Annotated in this window: 26 protein-coding genes; 16 read left to right on the top strand and 10 right to left on the bottom strand. The window is 53.1% G+C overall.

The window, feature by feature from the left end; translation table 11 throughout:
• Positions 1 to 59: 59 nt before the first annotated feature.
• From ACYVC2_RS10515 to ACYVC2_RS10485, 7 genes are all read left to right on the top strand, one after another.
• Positions 60 to 569: a GNAT family N-acetyltransferase gene (locus ACYVC2_RS10515; RefSeq protein ID WP_461102269.1), complete on the top strand. Its 510-nt coding sequence runs from the start codon at positions 60 to 62 to the stop codon at positions 567 to 569.
• A 165-nt stretch (positions 570 to 734) separates the two neighbouring features.
• Complete coding sequence (locus ACYVC2_RS10510) at positions 735 to 1352, top strand: DUF4159 domain-containing protein (RefSeq protein WP_461102267.1); 618 nt, start codon at positions 735 to 737, stop codon at positions 1350 to 1352.
• A 124-nt stretch (positions 1353 to 1476) separates the two neighbouring features.
• Positions 1477 to 2460, top strand: coding sequence for an AAA family ATPase (locus tag ACYVC2_RS10505; protein WP_461102265.1), 984 nt, complete (start codon positions 1477 to 1479; stop codon positions 2458 to 2460).
• An 83-nt stretch (positions 2461 to 2543) separates the two neighbouring features.
• Entirely contained in the window at positions 2544 to 3395 is an 852-nt protein-coding gene (locus tag ACYVC2_RS10500) for a DUF58 domain-containing protein (protein WP_461102263.1), read from the top strand.
• Position 3396: 1 nt separating this feature from the next.
• A complete protein-coding gene (locus tag ACYVC2_RS10495) occupies positions 3397 to 4590 on the top strand; it encodes a BatA domain-containing protein (protein WP_461102261.1) in 1194 nt (397 codons plus the stop codon).
• Entirely contained in the window at positions 4587 to 6818 is a 2232-nt protein-coding gene (locus ACYVC2_RS10490) for a hypothetical protein (RefSeq protein WP_461102260.1), read from the top strand. Before ACYVC2_RS10495 ends, ACYVC2_RS10490 begins: the two co-directional genes overlap by 4 nt.
• 16 nt (positions 6819 to 6834) lie before the next feature.
• On the top strand, positions 6835 to 8466 hold the full coding sequence (locus ACYVC2_RS10485; protein WP_461102259.1) for a hypothetical protein: 1632 nt from the start codon (positions 6835 to 6837) through the stop codon (positions 8464 to 8466).
• Positions 8467 to 8487: 21 nt separating this feature from the next.
• Here the strand turns inward: ACYVC2_RS10485 and ACYVC2_RS10480 are convergent, their stop codons facing one another.
• The 5 genes from ACYVC2_RS10480 to ACYVC2_RS10460 all read right to left on the bottom strand — a co-directional run bounded on the left by ACYVC2_RS10480 (position 8488) and on the right by ACYVC2_RS10460 (position 11724).
• On the bottom strand, positions 8488 to 9516 hold the full coding sequence (locus tag ACYVC2_RS10480; RefSeq protein WP_461102258.1) for a glycerophosphodiester phosphodiesterase: 1029 nt from the start codon (positions 9514 to 9516) through the stop codon (positions 8488 to 8490).
• A 97-nt stretch (positions 9517 to 9613) separates the two neighbouring features.
• Complete coding sequence (locus ACYVC2_RS10475) at positions 9614 to 10501, bottom strand: glycerophosphodiester phosphodiesterase family protein (RefSeq protein ID WP_461102257.1); 888 nt, start codon at positions 10499 to 10501, stop codon at positions 9614 to 9616.
• 196 nt (positions 10502 to 10697) lie between these two features.
• Positions 10698 to 11120: an Hsp20/alpha crystallin family protein gene (locus ACYVC2_RS10470; RefSeq protein WP_461102256.1), complete on the bottom strand. Its 423-nt coding sequence runs from the start codon at positions 11118 to 11120 to the stop codon at positions 10698 to 10700.
• 22 nt (positions 11121 to 11142) lie between these two features.
• A complete protein-coding gene (locus ACYVC2_RS10465) occupies positions 11143 to 11382 on the bottom strand; it encodes a hypothetical protein (protein ID WP_461102255.1) in 240 nt (79 codons plus the stop codon).
• Positions 11383 to 11394: 12 nt separating this feature from the next.
• Complete coding sequence (locus ACYVC2_RS10460; protein ID WP_461102254.1) at positions 11395 to 11724, bottom strand: hypothetical protein; 330 nt, start codon at positions 11722 to 11724, stop codon at positions 11395 to 11397.
• Positions 11725 to 11888: 164 nt separating this feature from the next.
• Between ACYVC2_RS10460 and ACYVC2_RS10455 the strand changes: the two genes are divergently transcribed.
• Complete coding sequence (locus ACYVC2_RS10455) at positions 11889 to 12836, top strand: NAD(P)-dependent alcohol dehydrogenase (protein WP_461102253.1); 948 nt, start codon at positions 11889 to 11891, stop codon at positions 12834 to 12836.
• Positions 12837 to 13077: 241 nt separating this feature from the next.
• On the opposite strand, the gene ACYVC2_RS10450 is transcribed toward ACYVC2_RS10455, so the two are convergent.
• From ACYVC2_RS10450 to ACYVC2_RS10435, 4 genes are all read right to left on the bottom strand, one after another.
• On the bottom strand, positions 13078 to 13743 hold the full coding sequence (locus ACYVC2_RS10450) for an HAD hydrolase-like protein (RefSeq protein ID WP_461102252.1): 666 nt from the start codon (positions 13741 to 13743) through the stop codon (positions 13078 to 13080).
• 119 nt (positions 13744 to 13862) lie between these two features.
• Complete coding sequence (locus ACYVC2_RS10445; RefSeq protein ID WP_461102251.1) at positions 13863 to 14189, bottom strand: hypothetical protein; 327 nt, start codon at positions 14187 to 14189, stop codon at positions 13863 to 13865.
• A gap of 4 nt (positions 14190 to 14193) precedes the next feature.
• Positions 14194 to 14748, bottom strand: a complete 555-nt coding sequence (locus tag ACYVC2_RS10440; protein ID WP_461102250.1) for an RNA polymerase sigma factor — start codon at positions 14746 to 14748, stop codon at positions 14194 to 14196.
• 49 nt (positions 14749 to 14797) lie between these two features.
• Complete coding sequence (locus tag ACYVC2_RS10435; protein ID WP_461102249.1) at positions 14798 to 15055, bottom strand: hypothetical protein; 258 nt, start codon at positions 15053 to 15055, stop codon at positions 14798 to 14800.
• Between the two features lie 171 nt (positions 15056 to 15226).
• On the opposite strand from ACYVC2_RS10435, the gene ACYVC2_RS10430 reads away from it, so the two are divergent.
• From ACYVC2_RS10430 to ACYVC2_RS10395, 8 genes are all read left to right on the top strand, one after another.
• Positions 15227 to 16102, top strand: a complete 876-nt coding sequence (locus ACYVC2_RS10430) for a hypothetical protein (RefSeq protein ID WP_461102248.1) — start codon at positions 15227 to 15229, stop codon at positions 16100 to 16102.
• A 391-nt stretch (positions 16103 to 16493) separates the two neighbouring features.
• The gene (locus ACYVC2_RS10425) at positions 16494 to 17594 is read left to right on the top strand and encodes a carboxylate-amine ligase (RefSeq protein WP_461102247.1); all 1101 of its coding nucleotides are present in this window, start codon (positions 16494 to 16496) and stop codon (positions 17592 to 17594) included.
• Positions 17595 to 17662: 68 nt separating this feature from the next.
• A complete protein-coding gene (locus ACYVC2_RS10420; protein WP_461102246.1) occupies positions 17663 to 18499 on the top strand; it encodes a type 1 glutamine amidotransferase in 837 nt (278 codons plus the stop codon).
• 95 nt (positions 18500 to 18594) lie between these two features.
• On the top strand, positions 18595 to 19806 hold the full coding sequence (locus tag ACYVC2_RS10415) for a hypothetical protein (RefSeq protein ID WP_461102245.1): 1212 nt from the start codon (positions 18595 to 18597) through the stop codon (positions 19804 to 19806).
• Positions 19807 to 19934: 128 nt separating this feature from the next.
• Positions 19935 to 21740, top strand: coding sequence for a hypothetical protein (locus tag ACYVC2_RS10410; protein ID WP_461102244.1), 1806 nt, complete (start codon positions 19935 to 19937; stop codon positions 21738 to 21740).
• Positions 21737 to 22507 (top strand): glucose 1-dehydrogenase, encoded by a 771-nt coding sequence (locus ACYVC2_RS10405; protein WP_461102243.1) that lies wholly within the window; start codon positions 21737 to 21739, stop codon positions 22505 to 22507. Before ACYVC2_RS10410 ends, ACYVC2_RS10405 begins: the two co-directional genes overlap by 4 nt.
• Before the next feature lie 11 nt (positions 22508 to 22518).
• Entirely contained in the window at positions 22519 to 23055 is a 537-nt protein-coding gene (locus ACYVC2_RS10400; protein ID WP_461102242.1) for a DinB family protein, read from the top strand.
• Between the two features lie 123 nt (positions 23056 to 23178).
• Positions 23179 to 23544, top strand: a complete 366-nt coding sequence (locus tag ACYVC2_RS10395; RefSeq protein ID WP_461102241.1) for a hypothetical protein — start codon at positions 23179 to 23181, stop codon at positions 23542 to 23544.
• Here ACYVC2_RS10395 and tilS read toward each other — a convergent pair.
• Entirely contained in the window at positions 23541 to 24902 is a 1362-nt protein-coding gene (tilS, locus tag ACYVC2_RS10390) for a tRNA lysidine(34) synthetase TilS (protein ID WP_461102240.1), read from the bottom strand. The genes ACYVC2_RS10395 and tilS overlap by 4 nt on opposite strands.
• Between the last annotated feature and the right edge of the window lie 20 nt (positions 24903 to 24922).

Here is a 24922-nt window from a genome sequence, read left to right as displayed (position 1 = left end):
GAAGCCTTACAGACCCTGCTGGCTAAGCCTGTTTAACGCTTAGCCGGTTATAACCCAGTATGATTACCATTACCGAAGCGACAGCTACCGATCTACCCATCATTCAGGACATTGCCCGCCGGACATGGCCCGACACGTTCGGTGAAATTCTGTCCCCTTCGCAGATTGACTACATGCTGGAGATGATGTACAGTACGGAGGCTCTGACGGCACAAATAGCCAGCAAAGGACACGTTTTTCTTCTGGCTCAGGAAACCGACAGCCGGAACTACCTGGGCTACATTTCCTACGAACTGAATTACAAAGGAGAACCGCTGACCAAAATCCATAAGATTTACTTACTGCCCGCCAGCCAGGGGAAAGGCGTGGGTCGTTTGCTGATCGAGCGGGTAGCGGAGGTAGCTACCCAACACGCCAACGTGCGACTAGGCTTAAACGTAAACCGATATAATAAAGCCATTCAGTTTTACGAACGAATTGGATTTTCTGTCGTCGGTACGGAAGACATCGATATTGGCGATGGGTTTCTTATGGAAGATTTTATTATGGAAAAACGGCTAAATACCTAGCTACATAGCGGAGAAAACCGTATTTTTAAGGTTAAAACGTATGCATTTCGATGGGTAGACACATGTATGGAAGGAGTATAAAATTAACCATCGATAGTACTATTTAAGGAGCTGGATTTGGAGAACGCCATCCAGTATCTGTTCATTTTTACTCAGCAAACGCACTTGAAACCTTTCTTTTTCACGCGTATTCAGTACACTTCCGGCGACTGGGATACCGACCAGCGGATGCCTTCCAACCTGATGCATTCGCTGGTCGAGTATACGACGCTGCCGGTCGATCAGAAGGAAAAGGTAGTGCAACTGAGTAGCCCTGATTTGTTTAAAAGCCCATTCTGCTACCTCAGTGGGCACAAGCTGGTGGAGTTCTCGACTCAGGAACGCGACCACTTCAAACGGTACGTCCAGAACGGCGGTTTCGTGTTCGTCGACGACTGCAACCACGACGTCGATGGTCTGTTCGCCAAGTCGTTCGAACAGGAAATGGGCCGCACTTTCGGTCCTAAAGCCTTACAGAAAATACCCAACACGCACCCAATTTACACTTGTTTTTTCAAGTTCGAAGAAGGGCCACCGACCACTTCCTTTGAGCTGAACGGCTGGGGCGACGACCTGGTACACGATTACCTCAAAGCGGTCCTCGTCAACGGGCGAATCGGGGTTTTGTATAGCAACAAAGATTACGGCTGCGAGTGGGACTACGACTTCCGCAACAAACGCTTTCTGGCCGAAGACAATACCAAGTTTGGCGTCAACATTGTTACGTACGCGCTGACGGCTTAGTAATGAATAATGTAAAATGAATAATGAATAACGCAGTTTCCGTCTGACTGTCAAATCGTTATGAAGCTATTCTACATTTTACATTATCCATTATTCATTTTCCATTACTCATTCGATACAACCTTTGGAATCAACAGACTTAACCCATTACAAAAAGCTGGTTGCCAAACTGCCCCAGCTACGGAGCGAAATCGGTAAGGTGATCATCGGGCAGCAGGAAGCCATCAACGAGGTGCTCATTGCGCTACTGGCCGGTGGACACTGCCTGCTGGAAGGAGTGCCTGGCCTGGCCAAAACCCTCATGGTCAAGACGATGTCGGACGCCCTAGCCATGCGCTTCAAGCGGATTCAGTTCACGCCCGACCTCATGCCCGGCGATATCGTTGGAACGGAGATTCTGGAAGACGACCATGAAACCGGCCATAAGGTGTTTGTCTTCAACCGGGGTCCCTTGTTTGCCAACGTCGTGCTGGCCGATGAGATCAACCGGACCCCGCCCAAAACCCAGGCGGCCATGCTCGAAGCCATGCAGGAGTATAAGGTCACGTATAATGGCACGGATTATGCCCTGCCTAAGCCATTCCTGATCATTGCTACCCAAAACCCGATCGAACAGGCAGGTACCTATCCCCTTCCCGAAGCGCAGCTGGACCGATTTCTGCTGTACATCAAGCTCAGCTATCCGTCGGAACACGAAGAGCTGAACGTTCTGAAAAGCACCACCGGTTCGTCGCGCCCGGAACTAAAAACGGTACTTTCAGACGACGAAATTTTGCAACTTCAGACGCTGACGCGGCAGGTACACATCAGCGACGAGCTGATCAGTTACATCAACAAGCTCGTACGCTCCACCCGACCGGCCGATACTCCTTCGGCTTTTGTCAAGCAGTGGTGTCAGTGGGGGGCCGGACCGCGCGCCGGCCAGGCGCTGGTGCTGTGCGCCAAAGCCCGCTCGGTGCTGAACGAGCGGTTTTCGGTGATTCCGGAAGATATTCAGGCGCTGGCCTATCCGATTCTGCGTCACCGGATTGCGCTGAATTTTCGCGCTGAATCCGAAGGCATCACGACGGATCGGGTCATTCAGGAACTACTCAAAGCCATTCGCTAACCCCGTAAATTCCAAAGCGATCAGGCTCTCTGAGTTCGCTGCCCCGTACCGACGGACCGCTCTGTGTTCATAAAAAACGTCCTATGCTTACCAACGATCTCATTAAGCTCAATAACCTGCAACTGGCCGGGAAACTGGTCAGCGATGAACTGATGCTGGGGGTTCAGCTTAGCCGACGGTCGGGCATCGGAACGGAGTTTGAGCAGTTTAGGCACTATACGCCCGGCGACGACCCGAAGCGAATCGACTGGAAGCTTTTCGCCAAAACCAGTCATTACCTGGTGCGCGAATCGGCCACCGAGAGTAACCAGCAAATTCGGTTTCTGCTCGATCTGTCGGGGTCGATGAATTACGCCGAAGCGGGCGTCAGCCGATTACAATACGCCAAAATCCTGCTCGCGTCGCTGGCTTACCTGGGCAACCGGCAGGGCGATCAGCAGAGCTTCTACACCCTGCACAAGGGGTTGGTTCAAACCGAAGTTCCGGCGGGAAAACAGGCCTTTCAGAAAATCGTCGCTACACTTGACCGGGCACAGGCTTCGGGAGCATGGGACCGGCAGGCTGCTTCCGTTCCGGAGTTTGGCCGCAAGCAGAGCGAAATGCTCATTATGGCTTCCGATTTCCTGCAGGTCAACGATGAGTGGGTGGACCTGATTCAGCGTATTGCCAGTCCCCGGCGCGAAATTGTGCTGTTCCAGATTCTGGGCGATCAGGAGCTGGATTTTTCGATGAGTGGCTTCTACCGGTTTCAGGACCTGGAAACGGGCCGCGAAATCGAGCTCCAGGCCGACGCCATTCGCGACACGGTGCGGGAGCGGTCTTCGGCTTACCTCACGGCGCTGGAAGAAAGCCTGCGGATTCCACACGTACGGCTAATTCGAACCCGCCTGAGTGAACCGATTGGATTAGTACTGAAAGAATTTTTGCTGAGTTGATATGCAGTTTATCGAGCCAGTTTACTTGTGGGGCGTGTTGGCCATTGTCATTCCGGTGGTCGTTCACTTCTGGCACCAGAAGCAGGGAAAACCCCTGCCCTGGGCGGCTACGCAATGGCTCACCGAAAAACAACAGCAGCAAAGCCGCGGCTTCCGGTTCGACAATCTACCGCTGCTCCTGGTTCGGTGTCTGCTGCTGATTCTGTTAGCGCTATTGCTGGCCCAGCCCATCCTGAATGCGCTCACGAAAGCGCCGGTCATTCAGAAAGTACACCTGGTGCAACCCAACGCGTCGGTTGCCAGTAACTTTCGATTCGAACTGACCGAAGCACAAAAAAAAGGCGAACGGGTCGCCTGGGCCGATGCGCAACTGGAGCCCGTGGGCGAACAACTTAGCCCCTCGCAAACAGCTACTGCGTTTGGGCCACTGGGGTTACAAACCGCCATTAATCAACTGGATGCAAAAAATACAGACCTGCATCTATACGTCACTTCCAGCCCGGACTTAGCCACCGTGCCCGCCATTACGGTTCCTGAACGTTTTCATCTGCATCCATTCGTCGATTCGACGCGCCAGCCGCGGGCGTTTTTGCGCATCAAGGACAACAAAAAGTTATTCATCAACCGCACCGGAAAACTGACGAGTAGTTCTGTTCTCGACCCAACGCTTCGTTTCCAATCGGCGGCAGTGGCATCGGGGCCGTTTCCTACGCTGCTTTCGTACCGAAATGAGCGGGAGCGTCAGACCGTAAAAGCGGCTCTGGCGGCTCTGATGGATGTGTATGCGCTCGATCTGACCCTGGACGAAAACCCGGTTCCGAACCGGCAATATCGCTGGGTATTGACCGATCACTTACCCAAAAATCCATCTTCGCAAACCCTCTACGTGGTTTCGGGCGTCGAGCAGCCCACGGCTGGGTCCAACGTCATTTTCACGAACGAAACGCTGACTCCGCAAACGTCCGAACGAACCGAGACCGGGCAGCTGCCCGAATGGCTGGGCGAACAACTGCTTCGGTATTACGGCCTCGACACGAACGCGCAACCGTTGAGCCAACAGGATTTGAAGGCACTTTTTATCACCTCGGCCAAGTCAGGAACACCCCAGCAAGCTAGTCTGCATGATGCGTTGTTGCTGGGGTTTATCGTTATTCTAGTACTCGAACGCTGGCTTGCTTTGACTAAAAACGCATGAATGAACTGAAACGCCTGGTCTCGTCGGTCACGTACCAACTGTACGCCAATGCCGTGCTGCGCTGTCTGCTGTTGGCGGCATCGGCGTACCTGCTCACGGCAACATTTACGGGCCCGTCCGTCTGGGCTGGGCTGCTGGGTGCCGTCGGCTTTGCGGCTGGTGTCATGGTCAGCAAACTTTACCAGAACAAGGAACCGCAGGCCATCCGGCTAATTCACCAGACTGTTGGTGATGTGGAATACAGCCTGCCGCTGCTGACCAAACCCCAGCTTAACCTGGCCGAGCAACTGCAGCTCGACCGGCTGAATGAGCATATCCAGGGCGTACGCATACCGGTAGTGCTCTGGTCGAAAGTTGGCTTCTATAGTTTACTTTTGCTGGCAGCGCTGGGCATTCATTACGGATACCCTTTATTGCAGAAAGACGCTCCCGACAGCCCGAAAGAACGCGGATTTCTGTCGACATTTACAACCGAACCAAAGCCCGTAGCGCCCGCTTTTCGTTCGGCCGAACTGCGCGTTCAGCCGCCTGCTTACACGCAGTTGCCGGTGGTCAACTCCACCAATTTAAATGCATCAGCCATCGTTGGGTCGGCGCTCACCTGGCAGGTCCGATTCAGCGATAACCGACAATTATCCGTACGGCTCGTGAGCAGCCGGGGGCAGGAAATTCCCTTCCAACAGACGGGCCAAGACTTTACGTATCAGGATCGGCTGATCAACTCGGGTCTGTACTCGATCAAAGCCTACTGGCGAACGGCTGCCAAACGCGATTCGCTGGTGTACCAGTCTGATTTTTACCGGCTCGAAGCCCGCCCGGACCTGGCTCCTAAAATTGAGCCCGAATCGAAAGAACTCTACCGGTTTCATTACCTGAACGATCCGAAAGCACTGAACATAGCTGCTAAAGTTTCAGATGACTTTCGCATAACACAAGCGTTTATTGTGGCAACTGTGGCGCGTGGATCGGGCGAAAACGTGAAGTTCCGGGAAATAAAAATGCCGCTGGATCAGCGCAATTTCAAGGAAGCCCGGCTGACCAAAACGCTGGACCTGAAGGCGCTGCAATTTGCGCCTGGCGACGAGTTGTACTACTATTGGGCCGCGTTCGACAACCGCCAGCCAGAGCCAAATTTCACCAAGTCGGACACGTATTTTGTGGTGTATAAAGACACGACCCAGGTCGAAGAAAGCGAACTGGCGACGATGGCCGTCAACATCATGCCGGAATATTTCCGCAGCCAGCGGCAGATCATTATCGACACCGAAAAGCTGATCGCGAATCGGAAGAAGCTGGCCGCCCATCCCTTCAAGAGTCAATCCAACGAAATTGGCTTCGACCAGAAGGCGCTGCGGTTGCGGTATGGTCAGTTTCTGGGCGAAGAATTCGAAAAAAACATCGGTGGAGGAGAGCCGATTCCGACGAACAGCGAAGGGGCCGTCGTATCGGGCATGGCTGCGATTCAGGCATACATGCACAAACACGACGAAGGAGAAGGCGAACATACGCCGGCCGCAGCGCCGGTACAGACGCACTCCGCCGACGACGGACACAACCACGGCGGTGGCGGTAAGTCGGACGATAAAGACCCGCTGGCGGCCCTGATGGAACAGTACGTCCATAACCACGACGATGCCGAAACGAACACGTTTCATGAACAATCGACGCGGTCGCTGCTGAAGATGGCGCTGGAGAACATGTGGCAATCGGAACTTCACCTGCGGATGTACGAGCCCGAAAAAGCGCTGCCTTATGAGCAGGAAGCCTTGAAATACCTGAAACTGTCGCAGCAGAAAGCCCGGTCATATGTCAAAAAAACCGGCTTCGATCCGCCCCAGACAAAAGAAAAAGAAACCCGGCTGACCGGTGAGCTGAAGAATGTAACGACTTCGTTTGACCAGACGCGGGCGTACAGCCAGCAACGAATCGAAGCACTGGTTGCCGAAACGCTCGGTTATCTGGACCTGCCCACGCTCAGCAGCCGCCAGCGGCTAACCGTACAGCAGCTTGGCAGTGTCCTGGCCAACAACGTCGTCAACAGCGGTCTGCAGAATTGGTCGGTGCTGGCCAGCCTGCAAAAGCTGGCCATTGGCAAACCGTTAGCCGCACAGGAAAAAACGCAGCTTAAGACAAAATTATACGCGCTGACGAATGCGTCGGAGCAGACTGGCCCATCCTATGCCGGTGATCGCACGCTGCAACAGGCTTTCTGGCGGAAACTGAAGTAGCTTTTGATCGATTCGTATGCACGCTACCCTCGACTGGACAAACAGAATCAACTGGCTCATTGCCTTCCTTTTACTGGTTTTACTAATTGGTCAGCTCTGGCTCATCGTTCGAAACCAAACCCTGGCCCCAGCCCGAAAAGCACTGCGGGCCGCTCTGAACCTGGCTCTCTGGCTGGTGCTGGTGGGCTATTTCCTACAACTTCGATGGTCTGTCGATCGACCGGCTACGCACGTCTTGCTGGTAGCAGACGATGTTCCATCGGCGTTTGTGAATCAGGTGAAAGATAGCCTTCGTCTGCAGGAGAGCTTTACTAGGCGGACGATCAAGCCCGGCTACGACTCGATAACCCTGGTCGGGCAGCGCTTTCCGACCGAAACCCTGACCCAGCTCAGCAATACCAGCCTGCAGTGGGTACCTTACGCGCAACCCGATCAGCTACAGGCCATTCGCTGGAAGGGCATCGTGCGGCAAGGCGAGTTTCAACGCGTAACCGGACGGATTCTGGCGTCGAAAGACGAGACGCTTCGGCTTCGCTTTGGCAACAAGACCCTGGACAGTATGGCGCTTCGGGCGGGCGACAATGCTTTCACTCTTCGGTTTCCGGCGTTTACCCAAGGACGGAGCGAAGCCGAACTGGCTCTGGGGTCAACAACGCTGGATACGATCCATTTTTTCACCCGGCGAACCAATCCGCTTACGGTCCAGTTTGTCCTCAACAACCCTGATTTCGAGAGCAAAACCCTGGCCGACTGGCTGGGCAAACATGGACATACGGTCGAGATATCGGCTACACTTTCTAAAGAGATTAGCAGCAATACCCGTATCAACAAGGCAGGAAAATCAGTCGGTAAGGTGGTTCCGGATTTGATCGTTACCGAACCGGTCAACGCCAATAATGTAGCGATCCGAAAGGCCATCGCCGACGGAAAAGCAGTGTTGTTCATCAACCTGACAACTCCGGAAACCGACTGCCGCCTGATCAACCAGGCCATTGGCAGCCGCTGGCAGGTTCGCAAAACATCGAATGAAGCGACGACTCCGGTAGGAATCGGATTGACGGCATTACCATATCGATTCGCGGAAAATCTAAATCAATTTGCGGTGCCAGGTTACCCGATCGCCATTCAGCAAACCACCGGGCGGGTGGGTGTCAGTTTGCTGAGCGAGACCTACCCGCTGGCGCTCAGTGGCGACAGCATCACCTATAACCGCATCTGGATGTCGGTGCTGGCCCGTTTGTCGCACGCAGACCGGAATACGGTACAGACCAGCGCTCCTGTTTACAACGGCATTCAGCAGGCTATATACCTGAACAACCCGACGACGCGGGTGCGAACCTTGCAGGTCGGGTCTGACACGCTTCCGGTTGTGTACTCCCCCATCAACGACCGGCGGGCAGCGGGCACGTTTACTTTTGGCCCGTCGGGCTGGCAACCCCTGGCCGACTCGCTGGCTTTGTACATCGACGGTTCCAGCAGTCCGCTGCATAGCCGTCAGCTTGTCGACCAATTCGTTCTGGCTCACGCAAAGTCGCACATCCTACCGAACAAGTCTGAACGACCAATTACGACTCAGATACCCGACTGGGCCTGGCTCTTGCTACTCCTGAGTTGCTTCACCGCGCTCTGGGTCGAGCCAAAATTTTAAAGATCAGGGTGTTACCAGACTTTACTGCCCTACCAGCGACAGCAACAGTTCGGGTTCGTTGGTGGTGATGTAATCGACGTGCTGCCCCAGCAACCAGCTCAGATCGGCTTTATCGTTTACGGTCCAGACGTTGGTCGTCAGTTTCAGATTCCGGGCTTCCTGAATCCAGGCTTCGTTCTTTTTGATAATGCTCTGGTGATAATCGAACCCATTCAGGTGATCGGCGGCCAGTTGCTCGGGGGTTTTATCGCCGTTCAGGTACGAAACGGCCGCTTCGGGGCTCAGTTCTTTCGCTTTTTTACAGACGTCGTAATCGAAAGCGATGTAGTCGACCCAGGCCTGCGCTTTCAAGTGATGAACCATCTTTAGTACCCGTTCGGTCAGCGCCAGCGAGCGCTCTTTGCCCAGCTTCGATGTTTTTATTTCCAGGATCAGCCGCGTTTTCGTTTGTTTCATCCCTTCCTGCAGGTAGGCTTCCAGCGTCGGCAGCGGTTCGCCGTTGCTCAGTTTGAGCTTTGCCAGTTCGGCCGCGGGGGTCTTCTCGATCATCTGCCCCTGCACCGCTGGGTCATGGTTGACAAACAGCACTGAATCGGCCGACATATGCACGTCGAACTCGCTACCCATACAGCCTAACTTAACCGCATTCTGGAGTGAAGCAATGGAGTTTTCACTGGTTCCCGACTGTTTCCAGGCACCCCGGTGCGCTATGACCTGGTTGCGGATGAACTGGTCTTTCACCACCCGAAACGTATCCCGCTTTACGCCGTTGGCGCTCTTACCTTCCACGATTACCTCATACCAGGGCTTGTCGGTACGGGCCGCTTCGGCTTTGATGGACAATCGGTTAGCTTTGTCGATAGAAAACAGGCTGGCACTGGCTCCCTGCAGCGTATAGGCTTTAACGGGCGTTTTGGCCTGCAGCGTACCAATGGTCAACTGCGTCGGCGTGTAGGTATAGCCGGTGAGCGAAAAGGGCGAAACTTGAGCCATGGCAGGCATAATTCCGAAAAGAGATAGAACGGCAGATGCCACGATGTTCGATTTCATAAACAGATTCTACGGGAAGTTCTTTCGGCAAAGGTAAACGTCTGCCTTACTCGCGGTGCATCCTGTAGCATTCATAAAAGATTGTTAATATACGTCTCTACTGAGTCGCCAGGGCATTGGCCACTTCGATGGGCAGATCCGATTCCAGCACACTAGCGCCATCTTTGATAATGGCCCGATAGGCGGCTGCCCGCTTTTCGGGCGTATCCAGCTTGTCGTAGGTTGGCGCCGACGAAATCATGCACATCACCCCTTTCTCGTGCAGCAACCGGTACATTTCCTGATTTTCGGGTTTGATGTCCGGACCGATGTACGCAATCATCTGGCGCCAGGGTATCCCGGCTTTTTCGTACTCGGCCATGGCCTGCGGTGTTTTCACAAACGCCGAGAACATCCGGTCTTTGTTGTCATCGTAATAGTAGCGGGCCTGCTCCGCCGTATGGACGGTGAGCATGACAAACGCATCGGCTTTGTGCTTTCGGATGATGGCCGCAATCATCGGAAACGGTACGTCTTTTTTATCGAGATTCAATACGGTTTTTCCGCGCGCCCACTCGATGGCTTCGCCCAGGGTCGGAATCCGGTGGTCGGTTACGTTTCCCTGCGCGTCTTTCAGACGTAGCGTTTGTAGCTCCGCCCAGGTATGATCTGACACTTTTCCGTGCCCGGTTGTCGTGCGATCCAGGGTTTCGTCGTGCATCAGCACAATCACGCTGTCTTTGGTCAGGCGGGGGTCGGTTTCGTAGAAAGCGGGCGTATGCTTCAGGGTGTTTTCGAATGTTGCCAGCGAATTTTCGGGAAAGCCCGGTACCATACCACCCCGGTGCCCGCTGATAATCGGCTTTTTCCGGGCCGACCACTGAAAAAATTCGTGCAGATCCCGCACTGTTTTAATCGGTAAGCGGTGCAGTTCCTGCCCGTATACGACCGGCGAAAAACTGCCTAAAACCAGCACCAGAATCGTTTCTGCAAGCCCAAAGCACATTGTCCTCATACCAGGAGAAGGAAGTGCTGCATCCACTATACTTATGGCAGCATATAAACAAATCGTTATGATTCGATAAAGCTGGAGTCATTCGGTAGTCATATGGTGGTCATTGAAGTTGCCATTTGTTGTCACTGACGTTTTGATGCTAATGACAACGAATGACTACTTTAATGACCACCATATGACGAATCAACTAGGCAATTTCAATCGTTTGTTCCGGCCGGTTCGCTTCGGGCCTTTTGGGCAACGTTACAATGAGGACACCGTTCTCCTGCCGGGCCGAGACAGCTGACACGTCGATTCTATCGTTGAGCTGAACGACCCGCTCGAATGATTTTACCGGGTACTCCTGCCGAACGAACTGGGGTTCTTCGGTCAGCGACCGGGTTCCGCTGATGTGCAGCAGACCGTCGGCAACCGAAACGGTGATGTTTTCCTTCTCGAAGCCCAGCGCATATACATGTATTTCAACGGTTTCGCCTTTGTCGACAATGTTTACCGGGACGTTGTATTTCGGACGACGGAACGGTCCGGCTCCCCGCCAGAATTTTTCGTAAAAAGAAGCCCGGTGCTGATGATGGTCAGGTCCGTAGCCTGCGTGGTGATTTCTGAACATGGTGATTAATTTTAGTGATTGTTTACTGAAAACTATTGGTGTCCGGTTTTACGGGCGACTGGCCCGCCCGTCGGTCCGTGGATTGGTCTCCGCAGCCACCATTCCCGTACCAGCCGTGCGGCCCATAATGGCCATGATGACGATAATAGCCATACCCAACCCAGTGGCGGCTGAACGATCGGGGACCTACGAAAGCCATCAGGCTACCGAAGGTGAGGGCCGCCGTCAGCAGAACGACCCAGGGATTGACGCGTCTTTGCATGTGTGCTATCGATTAAATAGTAGTACTGGTTTGATCCGACGGGCTCTCCGGGGCTTTACGGCCTGGGTTGACACCACAGTGGTCATAGTCGTAGCGTTGCCGGAAGGCAGCGTATTCGTCATCGCTCATCTGCCGAATTCGGTCGGCAAAAGCGGGCATGTAACCGAAACCGCGGCTGCGGCCCCAGCCACCGCGTCGGAAGCGCCCACCGCCAAAGAGCCGAAATAAGGCACTGACGATCAGCAGAAAGACAATCAGCCGGAGTAGAAAGAACGGCATGATAAATAAGGCGGCACCAACCAGCAGTCCGGCCAGTATCGATCGCAAAAGTGTGTTGTTCATTGTGCGTTTATTTGTTGTTCTGATGAGGATGACGCGCCAGTTGAGATATTACTTTACGGATGTCTAAAATTTTTCATTCAGGAAAGTTGGGCCTATGGCTCGAATCGCTAAACACCAGGGGGTAAACCTGTTGTTATACTCCAGGTACCTTATTCCCAAACGCTATGCAAGCAGCAATCATCAACCAGTACGGAACCAGTCAGGAATTACACGTGTCGGACGTACCCAAGCCCGAAGTCGACACGCACGACGTGCTCATTCATGTTCACGCTGCGGGCATCAATCCCATGGATACCAAAGTCCGATCGGGCGCTATGAAGTTGATTTTATCGGGCGCTTTCCCGAAAACCCTCGGGGGCGAGTGCGCGGGGGTAGTGCTGGAAGTGGGCCTGATGGTTACCGACCTGAAGGTGGGCGACCGCGTAGTGGCTTCGCTGGGGGTAACGGGTGGCGGGTATGCAGATTATGCCGTAGCCAAACGAAAAAACGTCATCAAACTGCCTGGCGGCATTCCCTTTGTGCAGGCTGCGGCTCTGCCTGTAGCGGGCCTGACAGCCTTGCAGGCCTTACGGGATAAGGGCCACCTTCGCCCCAGCGACAAAGTGCTCATCAATGGGGCAGCGGGCGGGGTCGGCACATTCGCCATCCAGATTGCCCAACTGCTGGGTGGTCAGGTAACAGCGGTCTGTAGCGCTCAAAATGCAGCGCTGGTTCGCGAGTTGGGTGCCGAACACGTGATTGATCATCGAACAGTCGATTTTACGCACCAACCCGAAAAATACGACCTTATTTTCGACGCGGTGGGGAAGAGCAGCTTCGACGCCTGCCGCCCGGTATTGACCGAAGCGGGTGTTTACGTAACCACCGTTCCCTCACCAAAACAAATCCTGGAACAGGTCGTCACCATCTTTACCTCGCAAAAAGCGGAGTCTCTGATCACCAGTTTTAATCAGGAAGATATGGCCTGGCTGCTCAAACGAATGGGCGATGGCCGGCTGAAAACGATTGTCGACCGGACGTATACTTTGAATGAACTACCACAGGCGCATGCCTACAGCGAGTCGGGGCAAGCAAAAGGTAAGCTGATGCTGAAGCTGATTGAAGATGAATAGGTTATGAAGGCGTCTTAGGTCGCTTTTTGTTCGGCTGACAAAACTTGCTATAAGCGTAACCCGACTAATATATTGGTGTTTCGCTCCCTTGCTAACCCTGTATGACACCCTTGGGGTCACATAGCTATAGAAGATTGTAGACTATAAATATATGGCCCTAACGGGGTCATACACGAAAGTTGTATCTGTACCTCATGGATCGCCCACAAACGCACTTCCTGGTTGATAATTTATAGGGACCTCATCGGCCAAAGTCCGATCGATGGCCGGGTAACCCAAGGCCAGTGACAGCCTGACAGATATCATCGACGGTATGAAATAGCTCGACGCCCGCATAGGCACTGAATGCATCGGCCCGAGTGTAACCCCATCCCACGACCCCACAGGCGATAGCGGCTTCGTTGGCCGCCAGGATATCCCGTATTTCATCGCCGATGCACAGGGTTTCGTCGGAGCGGGCACCGCTTTTGGTCATGGCTTTTTTGAACTTATGCTGTTTCCCGAACAACGAAGTCCCGCATCCGTAATACGTGATGAGAGCGGCATTGTCGGGGCCGAGAACCCGGCGAATGTTCGCTTCGGAATTTGAACTCACAATGGCTAGCCGAACACCCTGCCTCGACAGTTGTTCAAGCAGCTCCGCAATTCCGTCGAACAACCGAATCTGGTCGATATCGCGGGCCATCAGGCGAATGAAGGAATTGGCAATGAGGGGTATTTTCCAGGCGGGCAGCTTCGCGTGCTTCATCATCTGACGGGCATCCAGCCCCCGAAGCCGGTCGACATCTTCCGGATCGATACGCGGAAAGTTGTACGTCTCGGCCAGGATGTTGACCGTACTCAGAAAGTAAGGAAAGGAATCGGCCAGCGTGCCGTCGAAATCAAAAATGACCAGTTTGTACTTCATCGCGAAGTCAGTTTATTTACTCATGTGCTGTCCACGGGATGAACGGCGAAAGCAAGGCGTCTGTTTCGACAGCAATATCGGCATAAATAAAGGTATCGCGGATTTCCATCCGCGATACCTCAACTGTCGTGTCGGCGCCATTTACGCCACTCGTCTTTAAATTTCGACCGTTCTTCGTCCGTCATCTGGTGCCATTTACTACGCCAGTTAGGTCCCGCCCCGTATGAAGGAGGCCCCCCGCGCGGCCCAAACCGGAAACCACCGAACAGAATGCGCGCTAATATCAGCAGACCCATTGCCTGCCAGAGGGTTACGGTACGGACGCCGGTAACGACCACGAGTACGTTGTTCCAGAGCCAGTATACCACGTATGATACGGCCAGCAACGCCAGCAGTATAAACAGAGGAAAGAAGCCAAATCGTCTTCGCCGGAAGGGTGGTCTCATGGTGTTACAGGTTATCGAGTTCGTTATATAGTTTTTGCAGGCGTTTCCGCAGGTGCTGAACGGCGTAGCGCTTACGGGAAATGATCGTTTTCAGATTCTCGCCGGTCTGATCCGCAATTTCCTGTAAGGTTCGGTCTTCGAGCTCGTTCTGTACGAAGACCATGCGCTGATTCTCGGGTAGTTCGTCCAGCGCCCGCATCAGCTCCTCCCAGAACAGGTCTTTAAAAAACTGATCTTCGGGCGTCTGTACGTCGGCCAGCAAAATGTCCCGAAAGTTCGTATCACCGTCGTCTTCTTCCGGTGTCATCAGATCGGACAGCGTATCTTCTTTTTTCCGGCGATACGAATCGGTGATGCGATTGCGGGCCACCTGAAACAACCAGCCACTCATGCTTTCGATGCCGTCGAGGTCAACCACCCGGCTGAGCTGGTACCAGACATCCTGCAAAATATCTTCGGCATCTTCGTCGGACTTCACCTGCCCACGAATAAACCGCGACAGTCGATTTCCGTACTGTTTTACCGTCTCAATGATATTTCGCCTTGGGGTGTCGGCCATATCGCACAAACTACCGCTGGCGGCTAAACGTTCGTCCCGTCATCTGTCGTTACGGTTTTGCCCGTCGGTCCAGCTCACGCAGTACGTCGGCCAGGGTCCGGAAGCGGTTGGCATCGCCAATGAAACCCAGCCCGGCCATGATCAGAGCGTACCCACCTGTACTTACCCAAAACCAGGATTTATCTTTAGCATCCCGGCGCTTGTCGCCCTGCAATAATACGGCTAATCCACTGCCCAGCAGCATAGCCCCGCCCCCACCAAACAGCCAGTACTTAGCCATTAAGTCCTTTTTACGTTTGTGTTTCATCCTGTTTTTTCGGTTATGATTCAATTGGTAATGAAACCCATGTTGACAACCGCAGGTTTACAAAAAAGCGGTATCTTTCTCCCTACTAATTCATTGCCCCGGCTCTTCTAAACGGTAGCGTCGGTAGCCAGAACCACTTCAGGCCGTAATAGGTAAACCAACCCTCATGATGTGAAAAATTGTTCAGTGTTCATCGGCCTGCTCATTGCCCTGTCGTGTTGCAGCAAAAAGCCGCCGGAGCCGCTTATCGACCCAACCGTTCAGACAGTCAATGACATTCTCTATGCAGCGGATAACGTGTCTGTCTGGGAAGCTTCTACAACGGCAGACGTTACAATTACCTATACGTCATTAGACACGACTGCTACGCCAGCCTCAATCGACTGGCCGATCAGTGCGTTATACGCGGAAGGTGACAGTGTCCGATTTTCCTGGGTAACAACGAACTTCCCCGCCCTGATCAAGGTGGAAAAGCGCTGGGTAGCCGGTCTGCAGAAGTGGCAGGCTACCAGCACGTTGATCATCGATCCGAACACGACACCCGCCCAGTTACTACTCAACGCATCGGTAACCTTTCTAAAAGAGAACAAGGCCATTTCCCGAAAAGCACTCCTGTTTTTCAGGACTCAGACAGCGACCTTCGACCTGTTCCGGGTGAATTTTGGCATGAGCAAGGATGAGGTAAAAGCCAACGAACTCTCCCGGCTGGGCCTTGGTAATACAGGCACCGGCGTGTGGTATGAACCCTCACCGTCTCTGGGCGTTCTCAGCAAAAGCAGCCATCTGGCGGGCGGTGGCTATACACTCTATGCGTTTGATAATGGGAAGCTCAAAACCGTATCCGAAACAGCCGCTCAGGAAACCCTTACAGAGCCCCTGCGCCGATTAGCGGTCGAATTAAAAATACCCGAATCGATTACAAACGGCCCGTTGACGAAGGAATATGTGTGGAATAACGGGAAACTGAAATTTTCCTTAACCAGCAAAGAAATCGACCTGGGATCGGGCGTCAAGAAATATGTGCTGTTGACTTACGAAAAAGCATAAAAGCGTGGGTTCCAGCGGATGCACTTTGATAACGCGGCCGGTTGCAGCCAGGGAAACGCGCTTTTCTCCGACACCGCCTAAAACCTTATCCAGTCAAACAAAGTATTTATCACGGGGTCCGGCCTGAAACCGCCTGGGCATCTGCTGAGGGAGTAGCCCCGGATCAGACGCGGCCGGTTGCCACCGCTATCCTGGGCAACCATGCGATCGAGTTCGGCTAGGCGGTCTTCATCGATTCAGTCTTTACTGGTATTATGAAGACCCAATTTCCTCCATTTTTTGCTCGGGCTTCGATTTCTGGCGGCTTTTTTTATCTTTACTGTCGTGAGTACCCGGGCGCGTTTGTGGCCCTGTTAGCCATTTTGCTGAACTATTCCCAAAACTAAACTGTATGCCCATATTCACCCTTGGTATCGAAGAAGAGTTTCAAACGATTGACCCCGGTTCGGGCGAGTTGCGGTCCCACATGTCGAAGATTGTGGATGGTGGCCAGATTGTTCTGCACGAGCGCGTCAAAGCCGAAATGCACCAGTCGGTCGTTGAAGTCGGAACGAATATTTGCAACAACATTCAGGATGCCCGCCAGGAAGTGACCTACCTGCGCAAGATGATCATCGAGCTGGCCGATAATCAGAACCTGAAAATCGCGGCAGCCGGTACGCATCCGTTTTCCGACTGGCAGGACCAGCTCATTACCCCCAACGAGCGTTACGACCGGCTGATCGATGAATTGCGCGACGTGGCCCGCTCGAACCTGATTTTCGGGCTACACGTTCACGTAGGCATCGAAAGCCGCAACGAAGGCATTCAGATCATGAATGCAGTCCGGTACTTCCTGCCGCACATTTATGCTCTGTCGACCAACTCGCCCTTTTGGCGGGGCCGGAATACGGGCTTTAAATCGTACCGGTCGAAAGTGTTCGATAAGTTTCCACGGACAGGTATCCCGGATTACTTCGCGTCGGCGACCGAATACGACGAATACATCAACCTACTGGTAAAAACCGGTTGCATCGACAACGGTAAGAAAATCTGGTGGGACATTCGGCTGCACCCGTTCTTCGACACCATCGAATTCCGGATCTGCGATGTGCCGATGCGCGTCGACGAAACCATTTGCCTGGCCGCTATCATGCAGGCGCTCGTGGCCAAAATTTACAAACTACATAAGCAAAATCTGAACTTCCGACCCTACCGCCGTATTCTGATCAACGAGAATAAGTGGCGGGCCGCCCGCTATGGTATTGAAGGAAAACTGATCGATTTCGGTAAGCAGGAAGAAGTTCCGACGCACCACCTTATTCACGAACTGCTGAATTTTATCGACGATGTGGTCGATGATCTGGGTAGCCGGGCCGAGTGCGAATACGTACTGAAAATTCTGGAAATGGGCACGGGAGCCGATCGGCAACTGGCCGTTTTTCAGCAACATAACGATCTGAAACGGGTGGTCGATTACATTGTGCAGGAAACTTCTTTAGGAATCGTGTAGTTCAGAATAGAGCGGTTGGCAAGCCGCTATTTCTGTTAAGACCACGGCCTTACCGCTGTTTTACACCTATGAGCTTAGTAAAAATTGCCGTTCTGGACATGAATAACGGGCATCCCAACGAAGGTATGCGCTGCATTCTGCAACTGATTCGGAACGTACAAGGCAACGATCCAGCCGAATTGGCATTCGATGTTTTTAACGTTCGGGCTGAAAACGAACTCCCCGGCCTGGGCTACGATATTTATATTTCTTCGGGTGGCCCCGGTAGTCCGATGGCGTCGGATGACGCCTGGGAACAGCCGTATTTCGCGCTTATCGACCAGCTTTTTGCCTGGAATCGGCAGAACGAGCGTAAAAAATTCGTGTTTCTGATTTGCCATTCGTTTCAACTAACGGTACGGCATCTGGAACTGGCTGTACTCAGCAGACGAAAATCGACGTCGTTTGGGATTTTCCCGGTGCATAAAACCGACGACGGCTGTTCGGACTCCCTACTGAACCGCTTGCCCGATCCGTTCTACGCCGTCGATTCGCGGGATTATCAGATTACCGAACCCGATATGAACCAGATGAACAAGCTGGGCGCAACGATTCTGTGTCTGGAAAAAATTCGTCCCCACGTGCCGCTCGACCGGGCGATTATGGCCATTCGGTTTTCGCCTGAAGTTATCGGTACGCAGTTTCATCCCGAAGCTGACAATGAGGGCATGCTGCGGTATTTCAAGAAAGACGAAAAACGGGATCAGATCGTCCGGAATTTTGGCAAAGCCAAGTACGACGACATGGTCGCTTATTTGCAGGACCCCAATAAAATTGCCCTGACCGAATCCGTTATTCTGCCGGGTTTTCTGAGGCAGGCCATCGCAGCATTGTCGCCGTCGGAACAAGTTGTTGAACAAAATTAATTTTCAGACAGGATTAGCAGGATGAACAGGAGCCGACCTTAGTTATGTTACCGAAACAATCCGGCTCATCCTGCTAATCCTGTCGTAAGAAACTCATGATCCAGCCCGTTCGTCAAACCTACAACCAAGCTTTTAGCCCGGAACGCTACCGGGCTTTTTTGGATAAAATCAACACTGATCTGCCCGATCAGTTAGACTTCCGGGTGGCTGAAACGCCGGTTTTTGTTCCAAAAGTTCTGACCGATAAGCTGTTGCAGGCCTGCGATGACATCATTCAGGTCATTACCCGCCCTGATTTCAAGGCGTTGACCGACCAGGCGATTCCGGCCGGGCAGCGGGTTCCGAACGAAGACGCACATACTCAGTTTCTAGCCATCGATTTTGCGGTCTGTAAAGATGCGTCGAACGGTCCGTCGCAGGGCGAACTAGTACCACAGCTGATTGAATTACAGGGTTTTCCATCGCTGTACGGGTTTCAGCCCTACGTTGCTGATTTGTTCCGGTCGATGTACCCGATTCCGGAAGGTCTTTCTCATTTGTTCAGTGATGATACGAATGCCGATTACCTGGAACGCCTGCGCGAACTACTGGTTGGCGATTGCAACCCGGAGGAAGTGATTCTGCTGGAAATTTATCCGGAAAAGCAGAAAACCCGGATCGACTTTGTGCTGACGGAGAAGTATACAGGTGTAGCGCCGGTATGTCTGACCAAAATCCGGAAAGAGGGCCGGTCGTTGTATTACGAGAAAGACGGGCGGCAGATTCGGATCAAGCGGATTTACAACCGGCTGATTTTCGACGACTTACAGAATTTTCCAGATCTTAGGACATCTTTTCACCTGACGGATGATGTCGACGTGGAATGGGTCGGTCATCCCAACTGGTTTTTCCGGATCAGCAAGTATACGCTGCCGTTGCTCCAGAGCCCGTACGTACCCGCCAGTTACTACCTGTCTGAGTTGACCGAGTACCCGGCCGACCTGGAAAACTACGTGCTGAAACCACTGTTCTCCTTTGCGGGAAGCGGGGTTAAATTGAACATTACGACCGCCGATCTCGACGCCATTCCAACCAACGAGCGGGGTGCTTATCTGTTACAGCGCAAGGTGAAATACGAGCCGGTTATTCAGTCGCCCGATGGGCTGGTAAAATGTGAGATTCGCATGCTGTTTATCTGGCCGAAAGCCGATGCCAGACCCACGCTGATCACGAATCTGAGCCGCTTGAGCCGGGGCGAAATGATCGGTGTGAACTTCAACAAAAATAAAGACTGGGTAGGCGGCTCCGTCTGTTTTTTCGAGAAATAGTGTTACTAGTTGATGTTACCGATAACTAAGTTGATAGCCTGTTCTAATTCAAATAGTTAGATAGACACAAGATTTTAATTACATTAACCGTATAATAGAAAGCCATGACATAAATCTACAAATGAGCCATGTTTCCCTGGATATATTACACTATTTCAGTAGGGTTGCTGATTGTGCTTATCCTTCAATGCCAGTCGGTTAGGCCGACAGTAGATACTAAAAATTGGTTTCGGTCAGATGCTTTTTTTGTGGGTCTGGCTCTCGTTGCGCTCACGTTTATGCGGTTGCCGAGTTTACTCGACAACTCCGAATTGAATCCCGATGAAGGCCAGCTAGTTACGCAAGCCATTACGCTAACGCGTGACCCCGTTTTTGGGCGCTCGATCGATGGCACCTCGATCGGCCCTATAAATAGTTACTTGTTATTAATACCTCATCTGTTCGGTTTCCCAATCGATTATACCGATGCACACCTGACCAGCCTTTTACTGATTGCGCTGGCGCTCCTTATTTTTTACGCCGGGCTCAAGCAGTTGTTTTCTCCGTTTGTGAGTCGGGCGACACTACTGATTCTGGTCGTTTTTTTTGCCTGGACAACCGAGAACGATTACCTGCACTACAGCAGTGAGCTGAGTTCGCTACCGATCATTACGACCTGCTTCTACCTGGCCATCCGGATCATCCAGTCGGCTCCGCTCCGAGTTCCTGCCCTTTGGTATCTGAGCTTGGGGTTTTTGGCTGGCCTTATCCCCTATTGCAAGCTGCAGACCCTACCGGTGGTGGGGAGTATAATGGCGGTTGTCACGCTGTATTTGTTTAAGACATACGGCCAGCGGGCCATTCGGCCGGTTGGGCTGATGACTATGTCATTTTTAGTACCTACGCTGCTGGTCTTCGGTCTGGCTTATGGGTTTGGGGTGGAACGATACTTTATCGATTACTACTTCATTGGTAACCTGACTACCTATTCGCAGCTCTACGCCGATTCTCCCCTGGTCCATCGAAATTTCCTGAAAAAGCTGATCGGGTTCCCCATTTTTTCCATTCACCACCCCGACTTTGCGCTGTTCATCCTGTTCAACGGGCTTGCCCTTGTACTGGCTTCGCTATTTACCCGGTGGGCGCTGATGAACCGGCCCCGGGCGCTGGCCATGCCCTCCTGGACGGTTTCGCTGATTCTTGTTACTGCGCTGAGTGCTTTATGGTCGATCATTACCCCCGGTACCGAATTTGGTCACCATCTACTGCTGCTGGTATTTCCGTTCGGCTGGGTAATGGGCTTATGTCTGCAATCCATGCGAACCAGCATACCGGTTCGTTCGCAGGTTCGTTTATCGCTCCTTTTGCTGAGCCTGTTCATTGTCGACATTACATTGTCGAACCATGTGCTGCTGGCCCATATCAAACAGTTTGCGCACCGGTCGGCTACCATGCCTGTCGCTTCGGCCAGTCAGCCCGATCCGACCAGTTTACAGATCCGGAACCCGCCCGTTTTCTGGTTTCCGGCCCGGGTGCGCGTGACGCTGTCGCCGGTAGCTCAGGTGATCAGACGCTATACGACCGATTCCGATAAAATGGCCGTATGGGGCTGGAACTGCCAGTATTATGTCGAAACCCGGCTGGCCCAGGGTGTTAGCGAGAACCACACCCAGCGCAGCATCATCCCGAACCGTATGCGCGATCAGTACTTGAACCGGTATGCTCTCGAATTGCGAAAGAACAAGCCCGCGGTCTTTCTCGATGCCGTCGGTCCAGCCAGTCAGGTACTCAACAAACCCGATCAGCAGCACGAACATTTTGCGTGCGTCGACCACGTGATCAAAAACGACTATGCACTGGTAGCTTCCATCGACAGCGTACGCATCTATATTCGCCGGGATCGCCTAACTTCACAGCGGCTTTTGCCTTCCGAACGGCTTGAGCCCGCTTTATGACTCTTGACAACAATCCATTTGATCTTACCGGCAAAGTAGCCATCATAACCGGAGCCAGTAAAGGCATCGGCGAAGCAATCGCCCGGCTGTTTGCCCGCTTCGGAGCCAGCGTTATCGTCAGCAGCCGAAAACAGGATGCCTGCAGCGCGCTGGCCGATGACATCCGGGCGCAGGGCGGAGAAGCTACGGGCATTGCCGCCCACGTGGGCGATCCGGACCAGTTACAGAGACTGGTCGATCAGAGCCTTGCAACCTACGGCGGCATCGATATTCTGGTCAATAACGCAGCCTCCAACCCCATCTTCGGTCCCTCGCTCGACTGCGACGGTGGGGCTTTCGATAAAATCATGCAGGCGAACGTGAAAGCCCCATTTGAATTGAGCAAGCTGTGCTATCCCAGCATGAAAGCGCGTGGTGGCGGCAGTATAATCATGATGAGCAGCATTGCCGGCCACACCCCCGATCCTGGGCTGGGCATTTATAGTGTCAGCAAAGCTTCTCTGAATATGCTTACTAAAGTGCTGGCCAAGGAATGGGGACCCGACGGCATTCGGGTGAACGCCATCTGTCCGGGGCTGATCAAGACCAAGTTCAGCCAGGCCTTGTGGCAGAACGAAGCAATCCTGGATCACTTCACCAAACGATTACCCATTGCCCGGATGGGCACAACTGACGAGATCAGCCCGCTGGCCCTTTTTCTGGCCTCTGATGCTTCGTCGTACAGCACCGGCAGTTTGTTCTATGCCGACGGTGGAACCATTATTTAATCTTCCTTTCTATGTCTCCCGTTGACACCCGCGAAGTTTGGCTCAGAGGTCCCTTACCCAATATGCCTCCCTTGTTGCAACCCGTCGCTCATGCGCTCCTGCAGGCCCGCAACGAAGTTCAGACGCTCCTGCAGGACTTTCCCGAAGTAGCCCTCTGGGAGCGCTTACCCGATCGCAATGGCGTTCGGCTGGCGTCGGTTGGTTTTCATTTGCAGCACCTCACGGGTGTGCTGGACCGGACGTTCACCTATGCGCGGGGCGAAGCCCTTTCACCTGACCAGTTCAGCGCTTTGGCCGCCGAAGGGAAGGCTGAGTTGTCCTCATCAACCGTTTCGGAACTCGTCCAGCAGTTTCATGAGCAAGTTGACCGGGCGCTCACGCAATTGCAGCATACCGACGAGCAAACCCTGACAGAGTTCCGGGGTGTTGGTCGGGCGCAGTTCCCCTCGACAGTGATTGGCTTACTGGTTCACGCGGCTGAGCATACCATGCGGCACGTAGGCCAGTTGACCGTAACGGCACGGCTTTCAGCAAACCAGACCTCCTGAATTGACACTTCGAGTATTTTACAGTTGCAGGAACGGCGTCCAGTCTTAGTCTACCAGTTACTTTCATTGATGTTCAACAACACCAGGAGAATTTTACGAACAGGTATAATACTGATCGCTTTTTTGGTCTTAAGCAATTTCAGCGTCACGTTTCGGCGATTCGTTATCGGCTGGTTACCGGGCGAAAATATCTACAGGTTCGAGTACACCACGAAGAATGGCGAATTTAAAATGCGCGAAGATTTGTCCTGGAAAGGACTGACAATGTATTCGAAAGTTGAGCATCGCTTTAACCGCTATAAACAATGCTATCCGACAACAACCGACACTATTCTTTATAGAACCTTTAAGAAAAACGGGTGGCAGTTCTGGAACTGGCTGGCCTTCTTCATACACCCCAGATATAAGTTGCTTTATATCGATCCGGATAAAGTACCCGTTGCGGCCAATAAACTCCCACCAACAGTCTGTCCGGGAGAATTTGACTAAGCCATTGGCAACTTTGTTGTCCTATATGTCACTCTGATTACTGCCATCTGCTTTGTTGCTGATGTTACCCGGAAGCGATGGTCTATTCGCCTGCCGATTACCCAGGCAATCGCATCACCCGATTGCAACACGGCGGTCTGTTCACGCTCGGGGCGGCTTAGTTTCAGATCGTTCAACAAATCGCTGATTAATTTATGTCCTGATAAACCCAGCGGCCGAAAACGGTCACCCTGCTGCCAGGGGCGGATGATCAGCGGGAACGTTAATTTCTCCGCATCCAGACAGGCTACGTTCGGATCGGTTTCGGGATGAAATGGATCGGGTTTGGTCATAAGCTGCGCCGACAGGGTAAACTGACCGGCCACCTCCAGCGGAGCCTCTGGCCATTCGTTCAGTTGAATTTCGTAGGCCGATTTTGTGCGTAAGGGCATCAGGAGTAATCCATCACGTTCGTGGGTAATCTGGTGCGTAGGCGACCGAAATAACTGGCCCGTCGGTTGCGTCAGCGCCTGAATCATCTGCCCGGTCTGGTCGGCGGTAAAACCCAGTGGTTTTAACCATTCGAACAACTGAAAGGCTGGCTCCGGTTGCCCCAGCAGCCTGACCGTGGGCAACAGCGTCTGTTCGCCGGTTACCTCCACCAGATTCTGCCAGCTTCGTTCCAGTTCAGTGCGCAACAGGGTTTCAGTAGCCCGCAATCGCTCTACGGTTCGCAGCAGGGTTTGCCAAAAGCCCGGATTCAGGACCGTCAGGACCGGTACCACATGATGACGGATTCGGTTGCGTGCATACTTGTCTTCGGCGTTCGATCGATCTTCCCGGTAGGTTAAGTTTCTCGATTCGGCATACTCGGCCAGCTGGCTGCGTGTCGCGAACAGCAGCGGCCGGACGATACCGTTGTGGCTGGGCGCAATACCGTGCAGGCCTGCAATGCCCGTACCACGTGTCAGGTTCAGCAGCATGGTTTCGAGTACGTCGTTCAGGTGATGCGCGGTAGCAACGCAGGTATACGAGTGCTGTTGCAGTAGCTGGGCGAACCAATCGTATCGAAGCTCACGGGCCACCATTTGAATGGATAAGCCCCGCTCGACAGCCAGTGCAGCAGTGTCGAAGCGAATTACATGGAACGGAACCCCGTACTGCTTTGCCTTGTTTTCCACAAAAAGAGCGTCGGCATCGGATTCGGCATCGCGCAGACCGAAATTGACGTGGCCGATGGCAAAGGGCTGGCCCAGCTGATGGAACAGCTCAGCCATAACAACCGAATCCAGGCCACCGCTAACGGCCAGCAGCACCCGGTCGGTCGGTCTGAACAATTGGTTATCGTTAATAAATCCTAAAAAATCCCGTTCTACCATCTGGTCTGGGTCTTAAGACC

This window comes from Spirosoma koreense, from assembly GCF_054777875.1.
The sequence above is the reverse complement of the archived record's forward strand: the minus strand, read 5'-3'. Positions and strand labels throughout refer to the sequence as shown.